The organism is Enterobacter sp. BNK-8 (assembly GCF_048685095.1).
In the GTDB taxonomy this organism is placed as follows: domain Bacteria; phylum Pseudomonadota; class Gammaproteobacteria; order Enterobacterales; family Enterobacteriaceae; genus Enterobacter; species Enterobacter quasiroggenkampii.
This window is the reverse complement of sequence record NZ_JBLQTN010000001.1, coordinates 4187032-4199647: the sequence shown is the minus strand read 5'-3', so window position 1 is coordinate 4199647 and position 12616 is coordinate 4187032. Positions and strand designations below refer to the sequence as shown.

Annotated in this window: 7 protein-coding genes, 2 tRNA genes and 3 rRNA genes; all 12 read left to right on the top strand. The window is 54.3% G+C overall.

Annotated features, from left to right (window positions below; translation table 11 throughout):
* Positions 1-51 precede the first annotated feature (51 nt).
* The 12 genes from pepQ (at position 52) to ACMGGU_RS20280 (ending at position 12589) form a co-directional block, all read left to right on the top strand.
* Complete coding sequence (gene pepQ / locus ACMGGU_RS20335; RefSeq protein ID WP_420300987.1) at positions 52-1383, top strand: Xaa-Pro dipeptidase; 1332 nt, start codon at positions 52-54, stop codon at positions 1381-1383.
* Positions 1383-1997, top strand: a complete 615-nt coding sequence (locus ACMGGU_RS20330) for an IMPACT family protein (RefSeq protein WP_024908007.1) — start codon at positions 1383-1385, stop codon at positions 1995-1997. Before pepQ ends, ACMGGU_RS20330 begins: the two co-directional genes overlap by 1 nt.
* A gap of 39 nt (positions 1998-2036) precedes the next feature.
* On the top strand, positions 2037-3488 hold the full coding sequence (gene trkH, locus ACMGGU_RS20325) for a Trk system potassium transporter TrkH (protein WP_023309600.1): 1452 nt from the start codon (positions 2037-2039) through the stop codon (positions 3486-3488).
* A gap of 10 nt (positions 3489-3498) precedes the next feature.
* Complete coding sequence (gene hemG / locus ACMGGU_RS20320; protein ID WP_420300866.1) at positions 3499-4044, top strand: menaquinone-dependent protoporphyrinogen IX dehydrogenase; 546 nt, start codon at positions 3499-3501, stop codon at positions 4042-4044.
* 353 nt (positions 4045-4397) lie between these two features.
* A 16S ribosomal RNA gene (locus ACMGGU_RS20315) occupies positions 4398-5939 on the top strand.
* A gap of 69 nt (positions 5940-6008) precedes the next feature.
* A tRNA-Ile gene (locus tag ACMGGU_RS20310) sits at positions 6009-6085 on the top strand.
* A gap of 43 nt (positions 6086-6128) precedes the next feature.
* Positions 6129-6204: transfer RNA gene (locus ACMGGU_RS20305), tRNA-Ala, on the top strand.
* A gap of 170 nt (positions 6205-6374) precedes the next feature.
* Positions 6375-9279: ribosomal RNA gene (locus tag ACMGGU_RS20300) — 23S ribosomal RNA — on the top strand.
* Positions 9280-9352: 73 nt separating this feature from the next.
* Positions 9353-9468: ribosomal RNA gene (gene rrf / locus ACMGGU_RS20295) — 5S ribosomal RNA — on the top strand.
* The 16S, 23S and 5S rRNA genes sit together here with 2 tRNA genes alongside, the layout of an rRNA operon.
* A gap of 124 nt (positions 9469-9592) precedes the next feature.
* On the top strand, positions 9593-10621 hold the full coding sequence (gene murB, locus ACMGGU_RS20290) for a UDP-N-acetylmuramate dehydrogenase (RefSeq protein WP_262751850.1): 1029 nt from the start codon (positions 9593-9595) through the stop codon (positions 10619-10621).
* Complete coding sequence (gene birA, locus ACMGGU_RS20285) at positions 10618-11580, top strand: bifunctional biotin--[acetyl-CoA-carboxylase] ligase/biotin operon repressor BirA (protein WP_420300865.1); 963 nt, start codon at positions 10618-10620, stop codon at positions 11578-11580. Before murB ends, birA begins: the two co-directional genes overlap by 4 nt.
* 16 nt (positions 11581-11596) lie before the next feature.
* A complete protein-coding gene (locus ACMGGU_RS20280; RefSeq protein ID WP_262806034.1) occupies positions 11597-12589 on the top strand; it encodes a glycosyl hydrolase family 8 in 993 nt (330 codons plus the stop codon).
* Positions 12590-12616: the final 27 nt, after the last annotated feature.

Genomic DNA, 12616 nt, shown 5'->3' with positions numbered 1-12616 from the left:
GAGGTGTGCTAAGATGCGATGACTTGAGGTCAAAAAACGAAAGGAATAATGATGGACTCACTGGCTTCGCTTTATAAAAATCATATCGTTACCCTACAGGAACGTACCCGCGATGTACTGGCCCGCTTTAAGCTGGATGCGCTGCTGATCCACTCCGGCGAGCTGATGAATACCTTTCTGGATGACCACGCTTATCCGTTCAAGGTGAACCCACAGTTTAAGGCGTGGGTGCCGGTGACGCAGGTGCCCAACTGCTGGCTGCTGGTGGATGGCGTGAACAAGCCGAAACTGTGGTTCTACCTGCCGGTCGATTACTGGCACAACGTTGAGCCGCTGCCGACCTCTTTCTGGACGGAAGAGATTGAGGTCATTGCGCTGCCAAAAGCGGACGGTATTGGCGGCCAGCTGCCTGCCGCACGTGGCAACATCGCCTATATTGGCCCTTTTCCGGAGCGTGCATTGGGCCTGGATATTGCGGCAGACAAACTCAACCCGAAAGGGGTGCTGGATTACCTCCACTATTACCGCGCGTATAAAACCGACTACGAACTTTACTGCATGCGTGAAGCGCAAAAGACCGCGGTGAACGGTCACCGTGCGGCGCATGAAGCCTTCCAGTCCGGCATGAGCGAGTTCGATATCAACCAGGCGTACCTGACCGCCACCGGTCATCGCGATACCGACGTGCCGTACAGCAACATTGTCGCGCTCAACGAGCACGCGTCCGTCCTGCACTACACCAAACTGGATCACCAGGTTCCGTCGGAAATGCGCAGCTTCCTGCTGGACGCAGGGGCAGAGTACAACGGCTACGCGGCCGACCTGACCCGCACCTGGGCGGCGAATGCGGACACCGAGTTCGCGCAGCTGATCAAAGACGTGAACGATGAACAGCTGGCGCTGATTGCCACCATGAAGGCGGGCACCAGCTATGTGGATTACCACATCCAGTTCCATCAGCGCATCGCCAAACTGCTGCGTAAGCACCAGATTGTGAAAGACATGAGCGAAGAGGCGATGGTCGAGAACGATCTGACCGGGCCCTTCATGCCGCACGGTATCGGTCACCCGCTGGGCCTGCAGGTGCACGACGTTGCGGGCTTTATGCAGGATGATACCGGTACGCACCTGGCGGCACCGTCTAAATATCCTTACCTGCGCTGCACCCGTATTCTGGAACCGCGCATGGTGCTGACGATTGAACCGGGGATCTACTTTATCGAATCCCTGCTGGCGCCGTGGCGTGAAGGCCAGTTCAGCAAGCACTTCAACTGGGAAAAAATTGACGCGCTGAAGCCGTTTGGCGGTATTCGTATCGAAGATAACGTGGTGATTCACGAAAACGGTATCGAGAATATGACGCGAGACCTGAAGCTGGCCTGATGGAAAGCTGGCTAATACCGGCTGAACCGGTCACCTTTGTTGAGGAAATCAAGAAAAGCCGCTTTATTACGCTGCTGGCGCATACCGACGGCGTAGAGGCGGCAAAAGCGTTTGTCGAGTCCGTCCGGGCTGAGCATCCTGACGCCCGTCACCACTGCGTGGCGTGGGTAGCAGGGCCGCCGGACGATTCGCAGCAGCTGGGGTTTTCCGATGACGGTGAACCGGCGGGCACGGCCGGTAAACCCATGCTCTCCCAGCTTATGGGCAGCGGCGTGGGCGAAATAACCGCCGTGGTGGTGCGTTACTACGGCGGCATTTTGTTAGGCACCGGTGGGCTGGTAAAAGCCTATGGCGGGGGCGTGCAGCAGGCGCTTAATATGCTGGTCACTACCCGCAAAACGCCGCTTACCGAATATACTTTATTATGCGATTACGCCCAGCTATCGGGTATTGAAGCGCTGCTGCGGCAGTTTAACGGTGTCATCGCACACAGTGAATATCAGGCAATGGTGCAATTACGCGTGGCGCTTCCTCAGGCGGAACTGGCTGCTTTTTCAGCAAAACTCGCTGATTTTAGTCGTGGTTCGTTGCAATTGCTGCCGATTGAAGAATAATCCCCACCTCACTTTTGAATACCAAAGGAAGCGGCAGAGATGCATTTTCGTGCCATAACCCGAATCGTTGGACTGCTGGTCATACTCTTTTCCGGGACGATGATTCTCCCTGGACTGGTGGCGCTTATCTACCGGGACGGCGCGGGGCGGGCATTTACCCAGACCTTCTTTGTCGCGCTGGCGATCGGCTCCCTGCTGTGGTGGCCGAACCGTCGTCAGAAAGGTGAACTGAAATCTCGCGAAGGCTTTCTGATTGTGGTCCTGTTCTGGACGGTGCTGGGGAGCGTCGGTTCGCTGCCCTTTATCTTCTCTGAACAGCCTAACCTGAGCATCACGGATGCCTTCTTTGAATCCTTCTCCGGCTTAACGACGACCGGGGCGACGACGCTGGTAGGACTGGATTCGCTGCCGCACGCGATTCTCTTTTATCGTCAGATGCTGCAGTGGTTCGGCGGTATGGGGATCATCGTCCTGGCGGTGGCCATCCTGCCTATACTGGGCGTCGGGGGGATGCAGCTTTATCGCGCCGAAATGCCCGGGCCGCTGAAAGACAATAAGATGCGGCCGCGTATTGCCGAGACGGCGAAAACCCTATGGCTGATTTATGTCTTGCTGACTGTCGCCTGTGCGCTGGCGCTATGGTTTGCCGGGATGCCCGCGTTTGATGCTATCGGACACAGTTTTGCGACGATTGCGATTGGCGGGTTCTCTACCCACGATGCTAGCGTGGGCTACTTCGACAGCCCAACGATTAACACTATCATTGCCATTTTCCTGCTGATCTCTGGCTGTAATTACGGTCTGCATTTCTCTTTACTGAGCGGGCGCAGCCTGAAGGTGTACTGGCGTGACCCTGAGTTCCGCATGTTTATTGGCGTCCAGCTGACGCTGGTGATCATCTGTACCCTGGTGCTCTGGTTCCATGATGTCTATAACTCCGCGTTGACCACGCTAAACCAGGCCTTCTTCCAGGTGGTGTCGATGGCGACAACCGCCGGGTTTACCACGGACAGCATCGCCCGTTGGCCGCTGTTCCTGCCGGTGCTTCTGCTCTGTTCCGCGTTTATCGGCGGCTGTGCGGGATCGACGGGCGGTGGTCTGAAGGTGATCCGTATTCTGCTGCTGTTTAAGCAGGGCAACCGTGAGCTGAAGCGTCTGGTCCACCCGAACGCGGTCTACAGCATCAAGCTGGGGAACCGCGCGCTGCCGGAACGTATCCTCGAAGCGGTGTGGGGATTCTTCTCGGCGTATGCGCTGGTCTTTATCGTCAGTATGCTGGCGATTATCGCGACGGGAGTGGATGATTTCTCCGCCTTTGCGTCCGTCGTCGCAACATTGAATAACCTCGGGCCTGGCCTGGGCGTGGTGGCGGATAACTTTGCCAGTATGAACCCTGTCGCGAAATGGATCCTCATCGCCAATATGCTGTTTGGTCGTCTTGAGGTCTTTACGCTGCTGGTGCTGTTCACCCCTACATTCTGGCGCGAGTAAGGAGCCGTTGATGAAAACACTGATTCTTTTCTCTACGCGAGACGGACAAACGCGTGAGATTGCCGCTTATCTGGCATCGGAATTAAAAGAGCTGGGGATATACTCGGACGTGGTGAACCTGAACCGTGCGGAACAGATTGCCTGGCAGGATTACGATCGCGTGGTGATTGGCGCATCAATTCGTTACGGGCATTTCCATCCGGCGCTGGATCGCTTTGTGAAAAAGCACACGGCAGTACTCAACAAAATGCCAGGCGCGTTTTACTCGGTCAATCTGGTTGCGCGTAAAGCGGAGAAGCGCACGCCACAGACCAACAGCTACACGCGCAAGTTTTTACTCAGCTCGCCGTGGCAGCCAGACCTGTGCGCCGTTTTTGCCGGCGCGCTGCGCTACCCTCGCTACCGTTGGTATGACCGCTTTATGATCCGTCTTATTATGAAGATGACGGGGGGCGAAACCGACACGCGTAAAGAAGTGGTTTATACCGACTGGTCGCAGGTAGCCAGTTTTGCGCGAGAAATCGCACATTTAACGGGCGATTCGCGACATAAATAAGCGTTAAGTTTGAAAAGTGAGCGAACGAAAAGTTTTTTGTATTTTGTGCTTGTCACTTCAGAATAACTCCCTATAATGCGCCTCCACTGACACGGAACAACGGCACACACGCCGCCGGGTCAGCAGAGAATAGCGAAAATAAACGCTTGACTCTGAAGCGGGAAAGCGTAATATGCACACCCCGCGCCGCAGCGAAAACGAAGCGGCACTGCTCTTTAACAATTTATCAGACAATCTGTGTGGGCACTCAAAGTGACATGGATTCTTAATGTCTTCGGACAATAAATGAATACCAAGTCTCTGAGTGAACATACGTAATTCATTACGAAGTTTAATTCACGAGCATCAAACTTAAATTGAAGAGTTTGATCATGGCTCAGATTGAACGCTGGCGGCAGGCCTAACACATGCAAGTCGAGCGGCAGCGGAAAGTAGCTTGCTACTTTGCCGGCGAGCGGCGGACGGGTGAGTAATGTCTGGGAAACTGCCTGATGGAGGGGGATAACTACTGGAAACGGTAGCTAATACCGCATAACGTCGCAAGACCAAAGAGGGGGACCTTCGGGCCTCTTGCCATCAGATGTGCCCAGATGGGATTAGCTAGTAGGTGGGGTAACGGCTCACCTAGGCGACGATCCCTAGCTGGTCTGAGAGGATGACCAGCCACACTGGAACTGAGACACGGTCCAGACTCCTACGGGAGGCAGCAGTGGGGAATATTGCACAATGGGCGCAAGCCTGATGCAGCCATGCCGCGTGTATGAAGAAGGCCTTCGGGTTGTAAAGTACTTTCAGCGGGGAGGAAGGCGGTGAGGTTAATAACCTCATCGATTGACGTTACCCGCAGAAGAAGCACCGGCTAACTCCGTGCCAGCAGCCGCGGTAATACGGAGGGTGCAAGCGTTAATCGGAATTACTGGGCGTAAAGCGCACGCAGGCGGTCTGTCAAGTCGGATGTGAAATCCCCGGGCTCAACCTGGGAACTGCATTCGAAACTGGCAGGCTAGAGTCTTGTAGAGGGGGGTAGAATTCCAGGTGTAGCGGTGAAATGCGTAGAGATCTGGAGGAATACCGGTGGCGAAGGCGGCCCCCTGGACAAAGACTGACGCTCAGGTGCGAAAGCGTGGGGAGCAAACAGGATTAGATACCCTGGTAGTCCACGCCGTAAACGATGTCGACTTGGAGGTTGTGCCCTTGAGGCGTGGCTTCCGGAGCTAACGCGTTAAGTCGACCGCCTGGGGAGTACGGCCGCAAGGTTAAAACTCAAATGAATTGACGGGGGCCCGCACAAGCGGTGGAGCATGTGGTTTAATTCGATGCAACGCGAAGAACCTTACCTACTCTTGACATCCAGAGAACTTTCCAGAGATGGATTGGTGCCTTCGGGAACTCTGAGACAGGTGCTGCATGGCTGTCGTCAGCTCGTGTTGTGAAATGTTGGGTTAAGTCCCGCAACGAGCGCAACCCTTATCCTTTGTTGCCAGCGGTTAGGCCGGGAACTCAAAGGAGACTGCCAGTGATAAACTGGAGGAAGGTGGGGATGACGTCAAGTCATCATGGCCCTTACGAGTAGGGCTACACACGTGCTACAATGGCGCATACAAAGAGAAGCGACCTCGCGAGAGCAAGCGGACCTCATAAAGTGCGTCGTAGTCCGGATTGGAGTCTGCAACTCGACTCCATGAAGTCGGAATCGCTAGTAATCGTAGATCAGAATGCTACGGTGAATACGTTCCCGGGCCTTGTACACACCGCCCGTCACACCATGGGAGTGGGTTGCAAAAGAAGTAGGTAGCTTAACCTTCGGGAGGGCGCTTACCACTTTGTGATTCATGACTGGGGTGAAGTCGTAACAAGGTAACCGTAGGGGAACCTGCGGTTGGATCACCTCCTTACCTTAAAGAACCTGCCTTTGCAGTGCTCACACAGATTGTCTGATGAAAAACAGCAGTAAAAATCTCTGCAGGCTTGTAGCTCAGGTGGTTAGAGCGCACCCCTGATAAGGGTGAGGTCGGTGGTTCAAGTCCACTCAGGCCTACCAAACTCCTTTTAAAGGATGAGCGGTACAGAGATTGCAAAACGATGGGGCTATAGCTCAGCTGGGAGAGCGCCTGCTTTGCACGCAGGAGGTCTGCGGTTCGATCCCGCATAGCTCCACCATCTTTTACTGCGAACCCAAGAAAACTTCAGAGTGAACCTGAAAAGGTGCACTGCGAAGTTTTGCTCTTTAAAAATCTGGATCAAGCTGAAAATTGAAACGACACATCTTTAAGGTGTGTTCGAGTCTCTCAAATTTTCGCAATCAGAAGTGAAACATCTTCGGGTTGTGAGGTTAAGCGACTAAGCGTACACGGTGGATGCCCTGGCAGTCAGAGGCGATGAAGGACGTGCTAATCTGCGAAAAGCGCCGGCGAGGTGATATGAACCTTTGACCCGGCGATGTCCGAATGGGGAAACCCAGTGTGATTCGTCACACTATCGTTAACTGAATACATAGGTTAACGAGGCGAACCGGGGGAACTGAAACATCTAAGTACCCCGAGGAAAAGAAATCAACCGAGATTCCCCCAGTAGCGGCGAGCGAACGGGGAGCAGCCCAGAGTCTGAATCAGCTTGTGTGTTAGTGGAAGCGTCTGGAAAGTCGCACGGTACAGGGTGACAGTCCCGTACACGAAAGCACACAGGTTGTGAACTCGAAGAGTAGGGCGGGACACGTGGTATCCTGTCTGAATATGGGGGGACCATCCTCCAAGGCTAAATACTCCTGACTGACCGATAGTGAACCAGTACCGTGAGGGAAAGGCGAAAAGAACCCCGGCGAGGGGAGTGAAAAAGAACCTGAAACCGTGTACGTACAAGCAGTGGGAGCACCCTTGTGGTGTGACTGCGTACCTTTTGTATAATGGGTCAGCGACTTATATTCTGTAGCAAGGTTAACCGTATAGGGGAGCCGAAGGGAAACCGAGTCTTAACTGGGCGTTAAGTTGCAGGGTATAGACCCGAAACCCGGTGATCTAGCCATGGGCAGGTTGAAGGTTGGGTAACACTAACTGGAGGACCGAACCGACTAATGTTGAAAAATTAGCGGATGACTTGTGGCTGGGGGTGAAAGGCCAATCAAACCGGGAGATAGCTGGTTCTCCCCGAAAGCTATTTAGGTAGCGCCTCGTGAATTCATCTTCGGGGGTAGAGCACTGTTTCGGCTAGGGGGCCATCCCGGCTTACCAACCCGATGCAAACTACGAATACCGAAGAATGTTATCACGGGAGACACACGGCGGGTGCTAACGTCCGTCGTGAAGAGGGAAACAACCCAGACCGCCAGCTAAGGTCCCAAAGTCATGGTTAAGTGGGAAACGATGTGGGAAGGCACAGACAGCCAGGATGTTGGCTTAGAAGCAGCCATCATTTAAAGAAAGCGTAATAGCTCACTGGTCGAGTCGGCCTGCGCGGAAGATGTAACGGGGCTAAACCATGCACCGAAGCTGCGGCAGCGACGCTTATGCGTTGTTGGGTAGGGGAGCGTTCTGTAAGCCGTTGAAGGTGTGCTGTGAGGCATGCTGGAGGTATCAGAAGTGCGAATGCTGACATAAGTAACGATAAAGCGGGTGAAAAGCCCGCTCGCCGGAAGACCAAGGGTTCCTGTCCAACGTTAATCGGGGCAGGGTGAGTCGACCCCTAAGGCGAGGCCGAAAGGCGTAGTCGATGGGAAACAGGTTAATATTCCTGTACTTGGTGTTACTGCGAAGGGGGGACGGAGAAGGCTATGTTAGCCGGGCGACGGTTGTCCCGGTTTAAGCATGTAGGCGGAGGTTCCAGGTAAATCCGGTACCTTTTAACGCTGAGGTGTGATGACGAGGCACTACGGTGCTGAAGTAACAAATGCCCTGCTTCCAGGAAAAGCCTCTAAGCATCAGGTAACATCAAATCGTACCCCAAACCGACACAGGTGGTCAGGTAGAGAATACCAAGGCGCTTGAGAGAACTCGGGTGAAGGAACTAGGCAAAATGGTGCCGTAACTTCGGGAGAAGGCACGCTGATATGTAGGTGAAGCCCCTGCGGGGGGAGCTGAAATCAGTCGAAGATACCAGCTGGCTGCAACTGTTTATTAAAAACACAGCACTGTGCAAACACGAAAGTGGACGTATACGGTGTGACGCCTGCCCGGTGCCGGAAGGTTAATTGATGGGGTTAGCGGCAACGCGAAGCTCTTGATCGAAGCCCCGGTAAACGGCGGCCGTAACTATAACGGTCCTAAGGTAGCGAAATTCCTTGTCGGGTAAGTTCCGACCTGCACGAATGGCGTAATGATGGCCAGGCTGTCTCCACCCGAGACTCAGTGAAATTGAACTCGCTGTGAAGATGCAGTGTACCCGCGGCAAGACGGAAAGACCCCGTGAACCTTTACTATAGCTTGACACTGAACACTGGTCCTTGATGTGTAGGATAGGTGGGAGGCTTTGAAGTGTGGACGCCAGTCTGCATGGAGCCGTCCTTGAAATACCACCCTTTAATGGCTGGTGTTCTAACGTAGACCCGTGATCCGGGTTGCGGACAGTGTCTGGTGGGTAGTTTGACTGGGGCGGTCTCCTCCCAAAGAGTAACGGAGGAGCACGAAGGTTAGCTAATCCTGGTCGGACATCAGGAGGTTAGTGCAATGGCATAAGCTAGCTTGACTGCGAGAGTGACGGCTCGAGCAGGTGCGAAAGCAGGTCATAGTGATCCGGTGGTTCTGAATGGAAGGGCCATCGCTCAACGGATAAAAGGTACTCCGGGGATAACAGGCTGATACCGCCCAAGAGTTCATATCGACGGCGGTGTTTGGCACCTCGATGTCGGCTCATCACATCCTGGGGCTGAAGTAGGTCCCAAGGGTATGGCTGTTCGCCATTTAAAGTGGTACGCGAGCTGGGTTTAGAACGTCGTGAGACAGTTCGGTCCCTATCTGCCGTGGGCGCTGGAGAATTGAGGGGGGCTGCTCCTAGTACGAGAGGACCGGAGTGGACGCATCACTGGTGTTCGGGTTGTCATGCCAATGGCACTGCCCGGTAGCTAAATGCGGAAAAGATAAGTGCTGAAAGCATCTAAGCACGAAACTTGCCCCGAGATGAGTTCTCCCTGACTCCCTGAGAGTCCTGAAGGAACGTTGAAGACGACGACGTTGATAGGTCGGGTGTGTAAGCGCAGCGATGCGTTGAGCTAACCGATACTAATGAACCGTGAGGCTTAACCTTACAACGCCGAAGATGTTTTGGCGACGAGACGAACAATCAAAATTCAGCTTTGATACAGATTAAACAGAATTTGCCTGGCGGCTTTAGCGCGGTGGTCCCACCTGACCCCATGCCGAACTCAGAAGTGAAACGCCGTAGCGCCGATGGTAGTGTGGGGTCTCCCCATGTGAGAGTAGGGAACTGCCAGGCATCAAACAAGTGAAGAGGCCATCCGAAAGGATGGCCTTTTTGCGTTTATACGCTGCACAAACTGATCCCCCATCACCCTGCTTATACGGTAAACTACCTGCGTTTTTGCATCAGGATAGCGTCTATGAACCACTCCCTTAAGCCCTGGAATACCTTTGGCATTCAACGCAATGCTAATCAAATTGTACGTGCCGATACTGCACAGCAGCTGCTGGATGCATGGCAAAGCGCAACAGAAAAAAACGAACCCGTACTGATTCTGGGCGAAGGAAGTAATGTCCTGTTTCTCGATGATTTTGCGGGAACGGTGATCGTTAACCGCATCATGGGAATTGATGTGGAAGAGCGTGCCAATAGCTGGCACTTGCACGTGGGGGCTGGTGAAAACTGGCACCACCTGGTGCAGTTTACCCTCGAAAAAGGGATGGCGGGTCTGGAAAACCTTGCGCTTATTCCAGGCTGCGCCGGATCGTCACCTATTCAGAACATCGGCGCCTACGGCATCGAGCTGAAACATGTCTGTGAATATGTCGACTGCATCGAGCTGGCGACCGGAACGGCGACGCGTTTAACCGCAGAACAGTGCCGTTTTGGCTATCGTGACAGTATCTTCAAACATGAATATCAGGATCGCTACGTGATTGTCGCCGTGGGTTTGCGTCTGTCGAAGAACTGGCAGCCCGTATTGACCTACGGGGATTTAACGCGTCTCGATCCGGCTACCGTTACCGCACGCGACGTTTTTGACTCTGTTTGCCATATGCGGATGACCAAGCTTCCCGATCCCAAAGTTAACGGAAATGCAGGGAGCTTCTTCAAAAACCCGGTGATCAGCGGCGAAAATGCCCGACGCTTTCTGGAGGAGTGGCCAACCGCGCCACATTACCCTCAGGCGGATGGCAGCGTGAAGCTGGCGGCTGGATGGCTTATCGATCAATGCCAGCTAAAAGGCACTTCAGTTGGCGGGGCAGCCGTTCACCGACAGCAGGCTCTGGTGCTGATTAACCAACACGATGCAACCAGCGACGATGTGGTACAGCTGGCTCACTATGTTCGCCAGCGTGTGGGCGAAAAATTTAACGTCTGGCTGGAGCCAGAAGTCCGCTTCATTGGTCGCACAGGTGAAGTCAACGCTGTGGAGACTATCGCATGAAGGACAATACGGTCCCGTTAACCCTGATTAGTATCCTGGCGGATGGTGAATTTCATTCCGGCGAGCAACTGGGTGAGCAGCTGGGCATGAGCCGCGCCGCCATTAACAAGCACATCCAGACGCTCCGTGACTGGGGTGTTGATGTGTTTACGGTTCCCGGAAAAGGCTACAGCCTGCCGGAGCCGATTCAGTTGCTGAATGAAGACGCGATCCGCAGCCAGATTGGACATGGCAACGTGGCGGTGCTGCCTGTGATTGACTCGACGAACCAGTATCTGCTGGATCGTCTGCCTGAGCTGAAATCCGGCGATGCCTGTGTAGCTGAATATCAACAGGCCGGTCGCGGCCGTCGTGGCCGCAAGTGGTTTTCACCCTTTGGCGCCAATCTCTATCTGTCCATGTACTGGCGACTCGATCAGGGCCCGGCCGCTGCCATTGGCCTGAGTCTGGTCATCGGTATCGTCATGGCAGAGGTGCTGCACGATCTGGGTGCGGATCAAGTGCGTGTTAAATGGCCTAACGATCTGTATCTCAACGATCGTAAACTTGCCGGGATTCTGGTCGAACTGACGGGCAAAACGGGCGATGCGGCGCAAATCGTCATTGGCGCGGGCCTCAATATGGTGATGCGCAATGTCCAGAATGACGTGGTTAATCAGGCCTGGACTAACCTCCAGGAGGCGGGGATCGTCATCGATCGTAACACCCTTGCCGTACGTATGATTAAAGAGCTGCGCAGCTCGCTCACGCTTTTTGAGCAGGAAGGGCTGGCACCGTTCCTGTCGCGTTGGGAAAAGCTGGATAACTTTATCAACCGCCCGGTGAAATTGCTGATTGGTGATAAAAAGATCTACGGCACTTCCCGCGGTATCGACGCTCAGGGCGCGCTGCTCCTGGAGCAGGATGGCGTGATCAAACCCTGGGTGGGCGGTGAGATTTCCCTGCGGAGTGCCGAATAACCGGATGGAGTGAATGATGCGAAAACCCGTCTGCGCGACGCTGGCCGTCATGATGAGCTTGTTGTTCTCATCCCTCTCTCAGGCTGGACAGGCCTGGGAGAGTTACAAGGCTCGCTTTTTCAAACCGGAAGGCCGCATTGTCGATACCGGCAATGGCGGCGTGTCGCATACGGAAGGTCAGGGCTTTGCCATGCTGATGGCAGTCGCCAACGACGATAAAGCCACGTTCGATAAGCTCTGGCAATGGACAAACCGTGAGCTGAAGAACAAAGAGAACGGTCTGTTTTACTGGCGCTATAACCCCGCAGACTCCAACCCGGTCGCTGACAAAAACAACGCCGCCGATGGCGATGTGCTGATTGCCTGGGCGTTGCTTAAAGCCGATGCCCGCTGGCATGACAAACACTACAGCGCCGCATCGGATGCCATTACAAAAGCGCTGGTTGCTCATAGCGTCATCCGCTATGCGGGTTACCGCGTGATGCTGCCCGGCGTCCAGGGATTTAAGCTTGACGGTGAAGTGGTCCTTAATCCTTCCTATTTTGTGTTTCCGGCCTGGCAGGCCTTCGCCGGACGCAGTCATTTGCCAGTCTGGCGCGATTTGATTAAGGATGGGAAGCGCCTGTTGGGGAAAATGGGCTCGGGTAAAGCGAATCTGCCCGCTGACTGGGTCTCGCTGGCATCAGATGGCAAGCTGGAACCGGCCAAAGGCTGGCCGCCGCGGATGAGCTATGACGCGATTCGTATTCCGCTGTATCTTGCCTGGTCTGATAAGCAAAGCCCGCTCCTGACGCCGTGGAAAGCGTGGTTTGGGCAATTCCCCCGGGAGCAAACGCCCGCCTGGGTTAACGTCACCACTAACGAATATGCGCCTTACATGATGGAAGGCGGCCTGTTGGCTGTACGCGATTTAACGATGGGGCAGCCTTCCGGAGAACCCGAAATCACCTCTAAAGACGACTACTATTCGGCAAGTCTGAAAATGCTGGTGTGGATTTCAGCGCAATAATCACGGACTGGCTATCCCCTCTCCCCG